15 protein-coding genes are annotated in these 15010 nt (G+C 57.1%); 11 read left to right on the forward strand and 4 right to left on the reverse strand.

The window, feature by feature from the left end; translation table 11 throughout:
* The first annotated feature begins 23 nt into the window (after positions 1-23).
* The 5 genes from AB8846_RS04295 to adrA all read left to right on the forward strand — a co-directional run bounded on the left by AB8846_RS04295 (position 24) and on the right by adrA (position 4839).
* Positions 24-1238 (forward strand): multidrug efflux MFS transporter, encoded by a 1215-nt coding sequence (locus tag AB8846_RS04295; RefSeq protein ID WP_023334669.1) that lies wholly within the window; start codon positions 24-26, stop codon positions 1236-1238.
* 209 nt (positions 1239-1447) lie between these two features.
* Positions 1448-1708 carry an anti-adapter protein IraP gene (iraP, locus tag AB8846_RS04300; protein WP_023293178.1) on the forward strand — a complete coding sequence of 87 codons (261 nt, stop codon included), beginning with the start codon at positions 1448-1450 and terminating at the stop codon, positions 1706-1708.
* A gap of 99 nt (positions 1709-1807) precedes the next feature.
* Entirely contained in the window at positions 1808-3223 is a 1416-nt protein-coding gene (gene phoA, locus AB8846_RS04305) for an alkaline phosphatase (protein ID WP_370732149.1), read from the forward strand.
* An 89-nt stretch (positions 3224-3312) separates the two neighbouring features.
* Entirely contained in the window at positions 3313-3633 is a 321-nt protein-coding gene (gene psiF / locus AB8846_RS04310) for a phosphate starvation-inducible protein PsiF (RefSeq protein ID WP_008503278.1), read from the forward strand.
* Between the two features lie 102 nt (positions 3634-3735).
* Positions 3736-4839 (forward strand): diguanylate cyclase AdrA, encoded by a 1104-nt coding sequence (gene adrA, locus AB8846_RS04315; protein WP_370732150.1) that lies wholly within the window; start codon positions 3736-3738, stop codon positions 4837-4839.
* A 16-nt stretch (positions 4840-4855) separates the two neighbouring features.
* On the opposite strand, the gene proC is transcribed toward adrA, so the two are convergent.
* Positions 4856-5665 carry a pyrroline-5-carboxylate reductase gene (proC, locus tag AB8846_RS04320; RefSeq protein ID WP_024906789.1) on the reverse strand — a complete coding sequence of 270 codons (810 nt, stop codon included), beginning with the start codon at positions 5663-5665 and terminating at the stop codon, positions 4856-4858.
* Positions 5666-5762: 97 nt separating this feature from the next.
* Here proC and AB8846_RS04325 point away from each other — a divergent pair, with 97 nt between their 5' ends.
* The 5 genes from AB8846_RS04325 to ppnP all read left to right on the forward strand — a co-directional run bounded on the left by AB8846_RS04325 (position 5763) and on the right by ppnP (position 8399).
* Entirely contained in the window at positions 5763-6221 is a 459-nt protein-coding gene (locus tag AB8846_RS04325; protein WP_010428006.1) for a YaiI/YqxD family protein, read from the forward strand.
* Positions 6222-6364: 143 nt separating this feature from the next.
* The gene (aroL, locus tag AB8846_RS04330) at positions 6365-6889 is read left to right on the forward strand and encodes a shikimate kinase AroL (RefSeq protein ID WP_370732151.1); all 525 of its coding nucleotides are present in this window, start codon (positions 6365-6367) and stop codon (positions 6887-6889) included.
* A gap of 44 nt (positions 6890-6933) precedes the next feature.
* Complete coding sequence (gene yaiA, locus AB8846_RS04335) at positions 6934-7125, forward strand: protein YaiA (RefSeq protein WP_023334675.1); 192 nt, start codon at positions 6934-6936, stop codon at positions 7123-7125.
* A gap of 237 nt (positions 7126-7362) precedes the next feature.
* On the forward strand, positions 7363-8040 hold the full coding sequence (locus AB8846_RS04340) for an AroM family protein (protein WP_063144798.1): 678 nt from the start codon (positions 7363-7365) through the stop codon (positions 8038-8040).
* A 71-nt stretch (positions 8041-8111) separates the two neighbouring features.
* Positions 8112-8399 (forward strand): pyrimidine/purine nucleoside phosphorylase, encoded by a 288-nt coding sequence (gene ppnP / locus AB8846_RS04345; protein ID WP_008503270.1) that lies wholly within the window; start codon positions 8112-8114, stop codon positions 8397-8399.
* A 48-nt stretch (positions 8400-8447) separates the two neighbouring features.
* Here the strand turns inward: ppnP and rdgC are convergent, their stop codons facing one another.
* Positions 8448-9362, reverse strand: a complete 915-nt coding sequence (gene rdgC / locus AB8846_RS04350) for a recombination-associated protein RdgC (RefSeq protein WP_023310540.1) — start codon at positions 9360-9362, stop codon at positions 8448-8450.
* A gap of 123 nt (positions 9363-9485) precedes the next feature.
* Here rdgC and mak point away from each other — a divergent pair, with 123 nt between their 5' ends.
* Positions 9486-10397 (forward strand): fructokinase, encoded by a 912-nt coding sequence (gene mak / locus AB8846_RS04355; protein WP_370732152.1) that lies wholly within the window; start codon positions 9486-9488, stop codon positions 10395-10397.
* Positions 10398-10494: 97 nt separating this feature from the next.
* Here the strand turns inward: mak and sbcC are convergent, their stop codons facing one another.
* Complete coding sequence (gene sbcC / locus AB8846_RS04360; RefSeq protein WP_370732153.1) at positions 10495-13626, reverse strand: exonuclease subunit SbcC; 3132 nt, start codon at positions 13624-13626, stop codon at positions 10495-10497.
* Entirely contained in the window at positions 13623-14828 is a 1206-nt protein-coding gene (sbcD, locus tag AB8846_RS04365) for an exonuclease subunit SbcD (RefSeq protein WP_370732154.1), read from the reverse strand. The genes sbcC and sbcD overlap by 4 nt, the downstream gene beginning before the upstream one ends.
* Positions 14829-15010 lie beyond the last annotated feature (182 nt).

The raw sequence follows: 15010 nt of genomic DNA on the forward strand, positions 1-15010 counted from the left end.
CTAAAAATGAAGACTATTTCTTTATGGAATCCTGGAAAGTTAATCTCATCTCGGTCTGGTTCGGCTGCTTCTTCACCGGGCTGGCCATTAGCCAGATCCTGCCGTTCCTGCCGCTGTACGTCTCGCAGCTGGGGGTGACTTCGCATGAAGCGCTCTCCATGTGGTCCGGTCTGACGTTCAGCGTCACGTTTCTGGTCTCCGCCATTGTGTCACCGATGTGGGGCAGCCTGGCGGATCGAAAAGGCCGAAAACTGATGCTGCTGCGCGCCTCGCTCGGGATGGCAATTGCCATTCTGCTGCAGGCCTTCGCCACCAACGTCTGGCAGCTTTTTTTCCTGCGCGCGGTGATGGGGCTGACGTCCGGGTACATTCCGAACGCCATGGCGCTGGTCGCCTCTCAGGTGCCGCGCGAGCGTAGCGGCTGGGCGCTGAGTACGCTCTCCACGGCGCAGATCAGCGGCGTCATCGGCGGTCCGCTGCTGGGCGGCTTTCTGGCGGACCACGTCGGGCTGCGCGCGGTATTTATCATCACCGCGATCCTGCTGGTGGTCAGCTTTCTGGTGACGCTCTTTCTTATCAAAGAGGGAGGCAGGCCCGTTATCAGTAAATCTGAACGCCTGAGCGGCAGGGCCGTCTTCGCCTCGCTGCCTTATCCGGGACTGATGATCAGCCTGTTTGTGACCACCATGGTGATCCAGCTTTGTAACGGTTCGGTCGGTCCGATTCTGGCGCTGTTTATCAAGTCGATGGAGCCGGAGAGCACAAATATCGCTTTTCTGAGCGGCATGATTGCCGCCGTGCCTGGCGTATCCGCCCTGATTTCCGCGCCGCGTCTGGGAAAACTGGGTGACAGGATCGGCACGGCGCGCATCCTGATGGCGACGCTGATCTTTGCGGTCGTGCTCTTCTTCGCGATGTCGTTTGTCACCTCTCCGCTTCAGCTTGGCGTATTGCGATTTCTGCTCGGGTTTGCTGATGGCGCAATGCTGCCTGCGGTACAGACCCTGCTGGTTAAATATTCCAGCGACCAGGTGACGGGGCGTATTTTTGGATATAACCAGTCATTTATGTATCTGGGGAATGTTGCCGGTCCGCTTATTGGCGCATCCGTTTCCGCGATGGCCGGTTTTCGTTGGGTATTTGCGGCCACGGCGATTGTCGTTTTAATCAATATTATCCAGCTGGCTATTGCGCTGCGCCGCCGCAGACAAATGGCGGAGGCTAAGTCGGCGAGATAATCGTTTCGCTGATGTATTATATATTCTTATAGTAGCCGCATTTTTATATAACAAAATGCGGCGTTTTTTATAGAAAAACGTTTCGCTCACCGCGACGGACCTTTATTTTCATTCCCGCGTCACTTTTGCATACCGTAATAAATTTCTTCTCTTTGCATTATGGATTCAGAATGCTAACTTCAGACAAAACTGAAAAAGGAACTGGCACGATGAAAAATCTCATTGCTGAATTGCTGGTCAAGCTGGCACAAAAGGAAGAAGAGTCAAAAGAGCTGGTTGCACAGGTCGAAGCGCTGGAAATTGTGGTCACCGCGCTGCTGCGACAAATGGCGAAAACCGATCAACAGGCGTTGATTGAGAGCGTGGAAGGCGCGCTGGAGAGCGTCAGGCCTGAATCGCAGGTCCCGGTTGAGGATGCTGAGATGCTCCACCAGTACGTAAAGAAGCTGTTAAGGCATCCGCGCAGCTAAACCGTCACCGGACGTAACGACGTGTCATAGAATTGTCATGCAGGATGCCTATAGTCGCTCTGTTTTTATTTTTATGTATTTGTACATGGAGAAAATAAATTGAAACAGAGCGCACTTTTCATCGCATTACTTCCCCTGTTAATTACCCCCGCCATTTATGCCGACACTGCTCATACCAGCGTGCTGGATAATCGTGCGGCAAAAGGGGATATCACCCAGCCTGGCGGCGCACGCCGTTTATCAGAAGATCAAACCGCCGCTATTCGCGCTTCGCTGAATGATAAGCCAGCGAAAAATATTATTCTGCTTATTGGCGATGGAATGGGCGATTCCGAAATCACGGCGGCGCGAAATTACGCCGAGGGGGCGGGCGGCTTTTTTAAAGGTATCGACGCATTACCGCTGACCGGACAATATACCCATTACGCGCTGGATAAAAAAACCGGCAAACCCGATTACGTGACGGACTCCGCGGCCTCTGCCACGGCGTGGTCCACCGGCGTGAAAACCTATAATGGCGCGCTGGGTGTGGATATTCACGAAAAAGATCATCAAACCCTTCTGGAGATGGCGAAAGCGGCGGGCCTGGCGACCGGCAACGTCTCTACCGCTGAGCTTCAGGACGCAACGCCTGCGGCACTGGTGGCGCACGTGACCTCGCGTAAATGCTACGGCCCGTCAGTGACCAGCGAAAAATGCCCAACGAACGCGCTGGAAAAAGGCGGCAAAGGTTCGATTACGGAACAGCTGCTGAATGCGCGTCCTGACGTGACCCTGGGCGGCGGCGCGAAAACCTTCGCCGAAACCGCGACGGCGGGCGAGTGGCAGGGCAAAACGCTGCGCGAGCAGGCGCAGGCTCGCGGCTATCAGCTGGTGAGTGATGCCAGTTCTCTGGCGGCGATAACCGAGGCGAGCCAGGACAAACCGCTGCTGGGGCTGTTCTCCGACGGCAACATGCCCGTGCGCTGGGAAGGACCAAAAGCCTCATATCACGGCAATATCGATAAACCTGCCGTAACCTGTACGCCTAACCCGAAACGCACTGACAGCGTACCGACGCTGGCGGTGATGACCGATAAAGCGCTCTCTCTGCTGAGCAAGAGCGAAAAAGGGTTCTTCCTGCAGGTGGAAGGCGCATCGATCGATAAGCAGGATCATGCGGCGAATCCGTGCGGTCAGATTGGCGAAACCGTCGATCTGGACGAAGCGGTGCAGAAGGCGCTTGAGTTCGCGAAAAAAGACGGCAACACCCTGGTGATCGTCACCGCGGACCATGCCCACGCCAGCCAGATCATTCCGGCAGATACCAAAGCACCGGGCCTGACGCAGGCGCTGAATACCAAAGATGGCGCCGTTATGGTGTTGAGCTACGGCAACTCTGAAGAAGAGTCTATGGAGCACACCGGCACCCAGCTGCGCATTGCAGCCTACGGTCCGCATGCGGCAAACGTGGTAGGCCTGACCGATCAAACCGATCTGTTCTACACCATGAAGGCGGCGCTGGGTCTTAAATGATAAAACCCCGGCGGAAATCACATCTGCCGGGTGGTTTTTTTCCCGTCACGAACCAGACTTACAGGGAATGTTCACAAAAGGATGGTGCAATGAAAACAACATTACTGGTTACTCTGCTCTCCGGCCTGTTCCTGGTCGCATCGGCGAACGCGGAAGAGAAGACGCTAACGCCGCAACAACAGCGTATGACCACCTGTAATCAACAGGCGACGTCTCAGAGTCTGAAGGGAGATGCCCGCAAGACCTACATGAGCGACTGCCTTAAAAACGGCGCCTCGAAGCCCGCTGAAAAAAGCCTGACGCCGCAGCAGCAAAAAATGCGCGAGTGTAATGCGAAGGCAACCGAGCAGTCCCTGAAAGGGGACGACCGCAGCAAGTTCATGAGTGCCTGCCTGAAGAAAAAAGTGTAGTTCTAACGGGTGAGCGGCTTCGGCGGCTCACCCGAAATTTCATACTTTCCCCGCAGACCCCCTCTCTATAATTTGGGAAATTGTTTCAGAATATTCCCAAAAATGATGAATGATGAAACGTATTACAACAAAAAGCGCATTCGGGAAGAGTGGAATTTAACCCTTTCTCAGGATGACCCTTACCGCGCCGGCATTCAGTTTTCCCGGCGAGTTCGGCTGGCGCGCGCCGTCGGGCTGGCGGCGATGTTTTTTCCGATTGCAGGGATGCTGGTCACCCATTTTTTACCCGGCGGCTGGTGGCTTTTACTGGTGGGGTGGTCGTTCGTCTGGCCCCATTTCGCCTGGCAGCTATCCTGCCGTGCCGCTTCACCTCATCAGCAGGAAATTTTCAATCTTAAAATCGATGCCATTATCGCCGGGCTCTGGATCGGCGTGATGGGGATGAATGCGTTACCCACGGCAGCGCTGTTGATGATGGTGGGGATGAATATGATGGGCTCCGGCGGCTGTCGTCTGTTTATTCCGGGGATCGCGTTGACGCTGCTGTCTGCGCTGGTGACCCTGCCACTCGTCGGGAAGGTGGCTGTCTTCAACCCCGACCCCGTAGAGTGGAGCCTAACGCTGCCCGTGCTCATGCTTTATCCCATGCTGTTTGCCTGGCTTAGCCACCGCACCGCCGTCAGGCTTGCGGAGCACAAGCGGCGGCTGGAAATGATGAGCACCCGCGACGGCATGACCGGGGTCTTTAACCGCCGACACTGGGAAATGCTGCTGCGAAATGAATTTGAGCACTGTCGGCGCGACCACGGCACCGCCACGATACTGCTGATTGATATCGACCACTTTAAAAACATCAACGACACCTGGGGGCACGACGTGGGCGACGAGGCGATCGTTGCCATTACGCGTCAGCTCCAGCGGTCAGTACGGTCAGGCGATGCGATCGGACGGTTTGGCGGGGATGAGTTTGCGGTGATTATGTCGCAGACGGCGGCGGAAAGCGCCATCGCCGTGATGTCGCGGCTGCATGAGCGGCTGGAAAAGCTGACGTTACCGTGCGCGCCAAAAGAAGCGCTGCGCATCAGCGTCGGCGTTGCCCCCTGGGGACCGCAGTTTGGACACTATCGGGAATGGCTGAAGGCGGCTGACGTGGCGCTGTACAAGGCGAAAAATGCCGGGCGCGGCCGCACCGAAGTGGCGGCCTGACGCCCGACGGCGAGGATCAGGATTTACTCAGCTTCTCTGATTTTTCCATGCATTTTGCCATCGCTTCAATGACCGCCGAGCGGAATCCGCGCTCTTCCAGCACCCGCACCGCTTCGATGGTGGTACCGCCTGGGGAGCAGACCATATCTTTCAGTTCACCCGGGTGTTTGCCGGTTTCCAGCACCATTTTGGCGGAGCCCATAACGGCCTGCGCGGCGAACTTATACGCCTGCGCGCGCGGCATTCCGCCAAGCACGGCGGCGTCGGCCATCGCTTCTAAAAACATGAAAACATAGGCAGGGGCTGAGCCGCTCACGCCGACCACCGGATGGATCATCGATTCGGCAATCACTTCAGCTTCACCGAAGCAGCGGAAAATGTTCAGCACATCGGCCACTTCTTCCGTGGTCACCAGCGCGTTAGGCGTGACGGAGGTCATGCCGGCGTTGACCAGCGACGGTGTGTTCGGCATCGCGCGGACGATTTTACGATCGTGACCCAGCGCGCGCGCCAGCTGGTCGAGCGTGACGCCCGCGGCAATCGACACGACCAGCGTCTCTTTATTCAGGCTGGAGGTGATATCGCTCAGCACTTTGATCATGATGTTCGGCTTGACGGCGCCAAAGACGATATCGGCGACCTGGGCCACTTCCTGCGCGCTTTCGGCAGCGTTGATCCCGTATTGATCGCGCAACGCGGCGACCTTGTCCGGTGACGGGGTATAGACCCAGATCTGACCCGGCAGCACCTGCCCGCTGGCGATCAGACCACCCAGGATGGCCTTGCCCATGTTACCGCAGCCGATAAACCCGATTTTCTTGTCCATCACGATTCTCCGTCATTATGCGTTGTTTTCTCTGATTGATAGCTTAACAACGAAATGCAGGCGACAATAGTCGACAGAGTCATTATGGGGAGACAATATGGCGATTTGGGTAGATGCGGACGCGTGTCCGAATGTGATTAAAGAGATTTTATTTCGCGCCGCCGAGCGCGTTCAGATGCCGCTGACGCTGGTGGCGAACCAGAATATTCGCGTGCCGCCTTCACGGTTCATCCGCTCCTTGCGCGTGCCTGCCGGGTTCGACGTGGCGGATAACGAAATTGTTCGCCTGTGTAGCGCGGAGGATCTGGTGATCACGGCGGATATTCCGCTGGCCGCTGAAGTGCTGGAGAAAGGGGCGGCTGCGCTCAATCCGCGCGGGGAGCGTTACTCGCCTTCGACCATTCGCGAGAAGCTCACTATGCGCGATTTTATGGATACGATGCGGGCCAGCGGCGTGCAGACCGGTGGACCGGACAGCCTGTCCCAGCGCGATCGCCAGCAGTTTGCTGCCGAGCTGGATAAATGGCTGCTGGAAGTGAAGCGCCGCACAGCGTAATGATAATTATTGTCAATTTGTGGTACAGTGTGGCCTCCACAGGGTTGTCATCCCGTACCGCTTTGCAGTAAAGTAATCGCAACATCTTCTGCAATTATTTCTTTACACTCTTCAGCCATCCGGCATCAAGGGGAACACCTGGCATGACCCAACCCATCTTTTTAGTTGGCCCCCGCGGCTGTGGGAAAACCACCGTTGGCCTGGAGCTGGCACGCGTGTGTCATCGCCAGTTTGTTGATACCGACCACTGGCTGCAAACCGAGGCCGGAAAAACTATCGCTGAGATCGTTGAGCAAGAGGGATGGGAGAGCTTTCGCGCACGCGAAACCGCCGCGCTGGAGGCGGTCACTACCCCGTCTGCCGTGATCGCGACCGGGGGTGGCATTGTTCTGGCGGAATGTAATCGTCACTTTATGCGCGAAAAGGGGATTGTGATTTACCTCAGCGCGCCGGTGTCGACTCTGGTAGGGCGTCTGGAAGCTTTTCCGGAAGAGGGGCAGCGTCCTGCGCTGACCTCCAGGCCGCTCAACGAAGAGGTGAGTGAAGTGCTGGCCGAACGCGATGCGTTATACCGCGAAGCAGCTCACCACGTGGTGGATGCGTCAGCCTCTCCCGAAGACGTTGTGATTCAGATTATTACCGCCCTGCGTTTGGCTTGTGCCAGCTAACCGGCGTCTATACTTATAGCTCAGACATAAAAAAAGGATGAGCTATGCCAACCAGACCCCCCTATCCGCGTGAAGCGCGCATTGTTACCGTTGAAAAAGGCCATACGGGCCATACCGTGACCTGGTATCAACTGCGTGCCGATCACCCCAAACCGGATTCGCTGATCAGTGAACACGAGACTGAACAGGAAGCGCTGGACGCAAAACGGCGCTACGAAGATCCCGATATAACCTGAATGTTTTCCTAAACGCTCCAATATCGTGCCTGAATCACACTTTTTACTCATCGAGAAAGTTAAGCAGGAGTTAATATTTAGTTATTACAAGTAACTCCGGTATCGGCAGGCGATCTTTACATTTCGATGTCGGGATCACCTGCTACGCTTGGTGCTGTTTTGTTGAAAAAATGAACTGTGCAGCGTAGTGAGCCTGTACCTGTGTACACGATGTTGGAGTAATGGAAGGCGATAAAAATGAAGGCAACGTTGGCGATCCTCACTATTGGTGTGGTCCCTGTAAGCGAAGTGTTACCGCTCTTAACCGAGCATGTATCTGAACAACAGATAACGCATCTCAGCCTGCTGGGGAAGATGAGTCGGGAAGAGGTCATGGAAGACTACGCTGTCGAGGCGGGGGAGGATCCCCTGGCGACGTTATTAAGTGACGGTAAACTGGCGCACGTTTCACGCCAGAAAATCGAGCGCGCGCTGCAGGGCGTGATAGAAGTGCTCGATAATCAAGGTTACGACGTTATTTTGCTGATGAGTACCGCACCCATTAAGGGGCTTACGGCGCGTAATGCGATTTTGCTGGAGCCGATGCGGATCATTCCACCGCTGGTGGCCTCTATCGTTGATGGCCATCAGGTGGGGGTGATTGTTCCCATTGAGGAACTCATGGATAACCAGGAGGCAAAATGGCAGGTGCTGGAAAAAGTGCCCTTGTATGCGCTGGCAAATCCGTTCTGGGACAGTGAGGCCAAGCTCATTGCTGCCGGGAAGGAACTGCTTGAGAGAGGGGCAGATGTCTTGATCCTGGACTGCCTGGGTTTCCATCAGCATCATCGTGACCTGCTGCAAAAAGCGCTGGATGTGCCCGTGCTGTTATCCAACGTTCTGATGGCTCGTCTGGCCTCGGAACTCCTCATGTAATGATTTTGCGTGACAGGTGATGAGCATGGCCCCTATAGTGAATTTTTATCTATAAATATAAGGGCCAGTTCATGCTTCAAAGTAACGAATACTTTTCCGGTAAAGTGAAATCCATTGGTTTTACCAGCAGCAGCACTGGTCGCGCCAGTGTCGGCGTAATGGCGGAAGGGGAATACACCTTTGGCACGGCGGAAGCTGAAGAAATGACGGTCGTCAGCGGGGCGCTGAACGTCTTACTGCCGGGTGAAACGGAATGGAAAGTTTACGCTGCCGGGCAAGTTTTCAATGTCCCTGGCCACAGCGAATTTCATTTGCAGGTGGCTGAACCCACCTCATATCTGTGCCGCTACCTGAAATAAAAAATTAGCCGGGTGGCGCTAACGCTTACCCGGCCTGCGTTTTGCCTGTTATCTCTGCGCTTCGCCGCCGAGACCTTCCACCAGATTCTGAATCAATGCGGCCAGCTCGCCGGTCATCAGGATGAAGTCCGCGTCAAAACGCTGGGCGTAATCTTCCCTGTCGATATCTTCGTTCTGATCGCGCAACTCGTCGCAGAACTTCAGACGCTTCACGGAGCCGTCGTCGCACATCACGAACTGAATACGCTGCTGCCAGTCGAGCGCCAGTTTAGTGACCACTTTACCCGCTTCGATGTGTACGGCGATCTCGTCGCTCACCAGATCCTGCTTCTTCGCGCGGATCACGCCGCCATCTTCCAGCAGGGCTTTCAGCTCGGCTTCATCAAGGATCTGGAAACCCTGCGCCGCTGCGCCGCTGCGTACCCATTCGGTCAGCGTCAGCTCGATCGGCGTTTCAAGCGCCAGCGGAACGACCGGTAAAGAGCCGATGCTTTTGCGCAGCAGGGCCAGCGTATCTTCTGCTTTCTTGGCGCTGGCGCAGTCCACCATGATCAGCCCGTTGACGGTGTCGATCCACATCATGGTCTGGCTGAAGCGGCTGAAGGCGCGCGGCAGCAGGGAGTGCAGCACTTCGTCTTTCAGCGAATCTTTTTCGGTCTTTTTCAGCTTGCGGCCCTGTTCGGCTTCCAGCTTGAAAATTTTCGCTTCGAGCGCCTGCTTAACCACCGGCGTCGGCAGGATTTTCTCTTCTTTACGGGCGCAGACGATGATTTGACCCGTGCTGCTGGCGTGGGTCAGTGCATCGCTTTGTGAACCCATTGGCGGAACCCAGCCGGTTTTCGCCATATCCTGGCTACCGCAAGGGGAAAAGGTATAAGCGGCTAACTGTTTTTCCATCTCTTCTGCACGCAGCGAAACGTCGCGGCTGAGACGGTAAACCATCAAATTTTTGAACCACAGCATGATAATTTCCACGGCCTTGTCGTTAAATCAGCGGGCATGATAACGAATTGTCGCATCGCTTGCATTGCTAATCGGGAAGCGTGCTTCTACTCTGTTGATAATCAAAATAATGAGGAGAGTCTTGTGCGTATTGGGATCGATTTGGGCGGCACCAAAACAGAAGTCATCGCACTGAGCGAGCAGGGGGAGCAGCTGTTTCGTCATCGTCTGCCGACGCCGCGCGATGATTATCACCAGACTATCGAGACGATTGCCAGGCTGGTTGAGATGGCCGAGCAGGCGACAGGGCAAATCGGCAGCGTCGGGATGGGGATCCCGGGGTCGATCTCGCCGTATACCGGGGTGGTTAAAAATGCGAACTCCACCTGGCTCAACGGTCAGCCGTTTGATAAAGATTTGAGCCAGCGTCTGAACCGGGAAGTGCGTCTGGCCAACGACGCCAACTGCCTGGCGGTCTCTGAGGCCATCGACGGCGCGGCGGCCGGTGCCCAGACCGTGTTTGCCGTGATCGTCGGTACCGGCTGCGGCGCGGGCGTGGCGTTCGGCGGGCGCGCCCATATCGGCGGCAACGGCACGGCGGGCGAGTGGGGACACAACCCGCTGCCGTGGATGGATGAAGATGAGCTTAAATACCGCGCTGAGGTGCCGTGCTACTGCGGAAAGCAAGGCTGTATTGAGACGTTTATCTCCGGCACCGGGTTTGCGACCGACTACCACCGTCTGAGCGGCCAGCCGCTCAAAGGCAACGAAATCATGCGTCTGGTCGAAGAACAGGATCCTGTCGCCGAACTGGCGCTTAGCCGCTACGAAATGCGGCTGGCGAAATCCCTGGCGCACGTGGTGAATATTCTCGATCCGGACGTGATTGTGCTCGGCGGCGGCATGAGCAACGTTGACCGGCTGTACGCCACGGTACCAAACCTGGTGAAACAGTGGGTGTTCGGCGGCGAGTGCGAAACCCCGATCCGCAAAGCCGTCCACGGTGACTCCAGCGGCGTGCGCGGTGCAGCGTGGCTGTGGCCAGTAAATTCGTAGGCCCGGTAAGCGAAGCGCCACCGGGCGAATTCAGGCAGCCGCAAAAAAAAGCCGGGTGGCGGCTACGCCTTACCCGGCCTACGGATGGAGTGGACCTTTACTGCACCGCAAATTCTCTGTCCAGCCTGCTATACCCCAGCCCGTTAATCTTCTTCACCTTGATCTGCACCGGAATGCGCTCTTTCATCGCCTCAACGTGGCTGATCACGCCGATGGTTTTCCCGGTGGCGTTCAGCGCGTCGAGCGCATCCAGCGCGGTATCCAGCGTTTCACTGTCGAGCGTGCCGAACCCTTCATCCAGAAACAGGGAATCGATCCGCGTCTTATGACTCACCAGGTCGGAAAGGGCCAGCGCCAGCGCCAGGCTGACGAGGAAGCTCTCGCCGCCCGAGAGCGTGCGGGTATCGCGCACCGCATCCGCCTGCCACGTATCGACCACTTCCAGCTCCAGCGCGTCGCTGGCCTTGCGCTGTAACAAATAGCGCCCGTGTAGGCGGTTAAGCTGCTGGTTTGCAAGCCAGACAAGATTGTCCAGCGTCAGCCCCTGCGCGAACTTACGGAACTTGTCGCCGGTGCTGGAGCCGATCAGCGCGTTCAGATAACCCCAGTCGTCCGCCTGGCGCGCGGCCTCTTCAATTTGCTGCATCAACGCCAGCTGGTGCTGACGGTTATCGCTGTCCTGCTTGAGCTGCTGGCGGATCTCGCCCTGATGCGTCGTGTTCTCGCGAAGCCGTTGCGCCAGCTGCTGCAGCTGGCTTTGCAGCGCAGGAGCATCGGCGTCGAGCCCTTCCGGCCGTAGAGCCTGATGGGCCTGCAGCTGCTGGTTAGCCTGTCCGGAAAGGGCCGCGGCCTGCTGTATCTGGCTTTCCAGCGACTGTTTCAGCTGTTCGAGGTGGCGAATAGCGTCGTCATCCAGCAGCGCGGCAAGGAACGCCTCCCGATCGGCAAAGCAGCTCGCTGTGAGCGCCGCGGTGAACTGCGTCTGCGACTGCTGCAGGCGCTCTTGCTCCAGCGTTTCCTGCTGCTGCTGCGCGGTGAGCTGGCTCTGTAGCGACACGCATTCGTCGTGCACGTCGCGCCAGCCGTCCGGAATGGCCGGTTCGGCCTCTTCGCTGTGCGTTTCCGGAAGCGTGTCGAGCAGCGGCTTGAGAGCGTTTATGCGTTCCAGAAGCACGCCGTGCTGGGTTTGTTTCTCCTGCCACTGCGCGAATTCCGCTTCGCGGGCGTGGAGCCAGGCGGCTTCATTACCGTCTTCAGGTACGTTAAGCGATAGCGAGAGCAGGGTGTGTTCCAGCGCCTGGCGTGCGGCCGTCAGCTGCTGCTGATACTGCCGCTCCTGCACTTCCTGCTCGTTCAGCTGGTTTTGCAGGGTCAGACGCTGGCTGAGCTGATAAAGCTGGCGCTCGTACTGTTCCTGCTCGTTCATCCATGGCGTGATATCTTCCTGAATATTCAACGCGATGTTCAGGGACGCGCAGGCTTCCTGCCACTCTTTAGTGAGTGCTTGCTCTTCCTGAGAGAGAGTCTGCGCTTCGTCTGACTCGCGCTGGATCTGCTGAGTCAGGGCATTAACCTGTCCCAGCACCAGCAGGCCTTCCTCTTTAAGCGCGGCGACCTCTTTTTCCAGGGCATCGCGGCGGCGCTGGTTATCCGTCAGCTCAAGCGACTGGTATTGCTCAACGGCGGGGTGCTCGCTGGAACCGCACAGCGGACAGGGTTTGCCTGCCTCAAGCCGGGAACGATAGCTTTCCAGGTCTTTAATCGTCGCTTCACGTTCGCACAGGGCCTTCAGGTCCAGATAGTGCTGGTGTTTCTCTTTGTACTGCTGGCGGCGGAGCGTCAGCGTTTCATTGAGTTTATGTTGATCGGCCTGGGCCTTCTGCGCGCTTTCACCGCTCTGGCGCAGGCGCTTTTGCAGCGGCTGATAGCGGGCATGCAGCGACGTTAGCCGCTGGCGCAGCGTGCGTGACCGGGACTGCTGCTCCATGGCCGCGCTGACCTCATCCGCCGTCAGGGTCAGCGCATTTTCCGGCATCTCAGCCAGCCTGTTGCGTAATTCACTCATCTTCGCAGCAAGCGAGGCTAACTGCGTTTTATCGCGGTTAAGCTGCGAGAGCTGGGCGCGCCAGCCTGCAATCTCCTGCCCCAGCAGGCGATAGCGCTCGTGATCCGCCAGCCACTGCGCCAGCGCCGTCAGTTCGGTCTGAAGCTGCTCATGATTCCGCTGGGCGGTATGACGGATCCGCGCGCGCAGTGCGGTTTTGGCTTGTAAGCGAGTATTTACTTCGATAATTCGCTGCTGGGTTTGCTTCAGGCGCGCGGTTTGCTCCTGCTGGTGCTCCCAAAGCGGTCGAAGCTGGGCGGCGGGCAGAGCGAGCTGGAGCTTTGCCAGCTCTGGCGCAGCGTTTGTCAGCGCCTGTTGCGCCTGCTGCTGCATCGCGGTGACGCGCTGTTGCTCAAGTACGAGCTCGTCATGGCGCGTAAGCCACTGAAAATCTTTCTGCTGGCTTTGCTGCTGAACCAGCAGGATTTTCTCTTCGTCAGTAAGTGCCTGCAAACTTTGCTGTAACTGCTGCTGTTGCTCTTCGCTCAGCAGCACGACGCCCGCCGCCTGCGCCTCGCATTTTTCAAGCACGCTGCGGGCGGCTTTGTGTTTTTCAAACACCATGGCGGAAATCTGGCCGTAGATCTCGGTGCCGGTCAGCTCTTCCAGCAGCTCGGCGCGATCGCTCGGTTTGGCATTAAGAAAGGCGGCAAACTGCCCCTGTGAGAGCAGCATTGAGCGGGTAAAGCGGCCATAGTCCAGCCCGGTGAGCGCAGCGGTTTGCTCCAGCTTGTCCGTCACTTTGTCGGCGAGGATTTTGCCATCTTCGCAGCGCGCCAGCTCCACGCGCGGCGCCTGCAGGTTTCCATCCGGCTGGTTGCGCGCGCGGTTCTGGCTCCAGAAGGCGCGATAGGCTGTGCCTTTTACCTCGAACTCCACTTCCGCCAGGCACTCGGCGGTGTCGCGCGTCATCAGGTCGTTTTGCGCCTGAGAAACCTTCTGCAGTCGCGGCGTTTCGTGATAAAGCGCCAGACAGATGGCGTCAAGCAGGGTGGTTTTACCTGCCCCGGTCGCGCCGGTGATGGCAAACAGACCGTTGCTGGCAAACGGCTCCGAGGTAAAGTCAATTTTCCACTCGCCCTTGAGGGAGTTGAGATTTTTCAGGCGCAGGCTCAAAATTTTCATGCGTTTTCTTCCTCATCATTGAGCGCATGCAGGGTATGGCTGAACAGTTCGCTGAGCCTTGCGCGCTTCGCGTCGTCAATTTCCTCCTGCGAGAGCCTGCGTTCAAACACCTCTTCAACCCGCAGCTCACTGAGCGTTTCCCGTTGAGCGCTTAACAGAATTTTCTCGCGCTGCTCGCGGCTGCGGCGTACCAGTAAGACTTCGACAGGCAAATCTTCCGTCAGCGCCTGAATTTTACGCTGCATATCGTGCAGGTAGTCATCGGTGGTGATTTCGATATCCAGCCAGACGGGCGGGTTAAGCGCCGCGCCGCGCCACTGCTCAAGCTGGGCGGTAATGGCGTCGAGATCGCCCTTTAGCACCGCCAGCGGCTGGGTGACGGGCACCTCCAGCGTTTCGACGGCGCGGAGTTTTCCCTCGGAGAAGCTCACCAGATGGACGGATTTGGCCTTGCCCGTTTCGTCAAAGCTGAGCGAAACAGGCGAGCCGCAGTAGCGGATGTGCTCGCTGCCGCCGACGATCTGCGCCCGGTGAATGTGTCCGAGCGCAATGTAGTCGGCTGGCGGGAAGTTCTGCGCCGGAAAGGCGTCCAGCGTACCGATATAGATGTCACGTACGGCGTCACTTTTACTGGCCCCGACGGTGGTGAGATGCCCGGTCGCAATCACCGGAATCGGCTGGTCGCCGCGCAGGGCGCAGGCATCGGCATGCTGCTGGTGATAATAGTCGGTGATGGCCTGTAACAGATGCTGTTGCTTTTCGCCGCCGGAAAGTCCCGCCTGGCTTTGCACAATATCGCGCGGACGCAAAAACGGAATGGGACACAGCACCGCCCCCGGCGTGCCGTCGCGTTTTTTCAGGATCTGCGGAGCGTGCCCGGCGCTGGCGACGACGGTGGTATTGAGAAATGCCAGGATGTCGCGGGATTCATTGAGCGTCGCGACGGAATCGTGGTTACCGGCGACAATCACCAGATGACAGCCGGTTTGCTGCAGATTCACCACAAAGCGGTTATACAATTCACGCGCATAGCTGGGGGGCGAGCCGGTATCAAAGATGTCACCCGCCACAATAATCGCGTCCACCTCGTGCGTCCTGGCCGTTTCCAGCAGCCAGTTCAGGAAGGCTTCATGTTCAGCCGCACGGCTTTTGCTGTAAAAATTTTGACCCAGATGCCAGTCCGAGGTGTGAAGTATGCGCATAGCTGATCCGTGGCAAAAAAGAGAAAGCAGGATTATAAACCTTCAGAGACGGGAAAATAACCGCTGTAATAAAACAACGGTTTGCCCGTTATCGTGGTACTGTTTTTCATAAATCTGTCATAAATCTGACGCATAATGGCGCCGAATTACAAACTTGTAACTTAAATAAGATAAGACAGGGC

The sequence above is a fragment of the Enterobacter sp. KB-221C9 genome (genome assembly GCF_041320715.1).
GTDB lineage: Bacteria > Pseudomonadota > Gammaproteobacteria > Enterobacterales > Enterobacteriaceae > Enterobacter > Enterobacter asburiae_D.

Excerpts from the sequence above, each read along its gene's own strand:
- proC (WP_024906789.1), bottom strand. The coding sequence starts at position 5,665 with ATGGACAAGAAAATCGGGTTTATCGGCTGCGGTAACATGGGCAAGGCC.
- ppnP (WP_008503270.1), top strand. The coding sequence starts at position 8,112 with ATGCTTCAAAGTAACGAATACTTTTCCGGTAAAGTGAAATCCATTGGT.
- AB8846_RS04340 (WP_063144798.1), top strand. The coding sequence starts at position 7,363 with ATGAAGGCAACGTTGGCGATCCTCACTATTGGTGTGGTCCCTGTAAGC.
- sbcD (WP_370732154.1), bottom strand. The coding sequence starts at position 14,828 with ATGCGCATACTTCACACCTCGGACTGGCATCTGGGTCAAAATTTTTAC.
- AB8846_RS04295 (WP_023334669.1), top strand. The coding sequence starts at position 24 with ATGGAATCCTGGAAAGTTAATCTCATCTCGGTCTGGTTCGGCTGCTTC.
- psiF (WP_008503278.1), top strand. The coding sequence starts at position 3,313 with ATGAAAACAACATTACTGGTTACTCTGCTCTCCGGCCTGTTCCTGGTC.
- aroL (WP_370732151.1), top strand. The coding sequence starts at position 6,365 with ATGACCCAACCCATCTTTTTAGTTGGCCCCCGCGGCTGTGGGAAAACC.
- adrA (WP_370732150.1), top strand. The coding sequence starts at position 3,736 with ATGATGAATGATGAAACGTATTACAACAAAAAGCGCATTCGGGAAGAG.
- sbcC (WP_370732153.1), bottom strand. The coding sequence starts at position 13,626 with ATGAAAATTTTGAGCCTGCGCCTGAAAAATCTCAACTCCCTCAAGGGC.
- rdgC (WP_023310540.1), bottom strand. The coding sequence starts at position 9,362 with ATGCTGTGGTTCAAAAATTTGATGGTTTACCGTCTCAGCCGCGACGTT.
- AB8846_RS04325 (WP_010428006.1), top strand. The coding sequence starts at position 5,763 with ATGGCGATTTGGGTAGATGCGGACGCGTGTCCGAATGTGATTAAAGAG.
- iraP (WP_023293178.1), top strand. The coding sequence starts at position 1,448 with ATGAAAAATCTCATTGCTGAATTGCTGGTCAAGCTGGCACAAAAGGAA.
- yaiA (WP_023334675.1), top strand. The coding sequence starts at position 6,934 with ATGCCAACCAGACCCCCCTATCCGCGTGAAGCGCGCATTGTTACCGTT.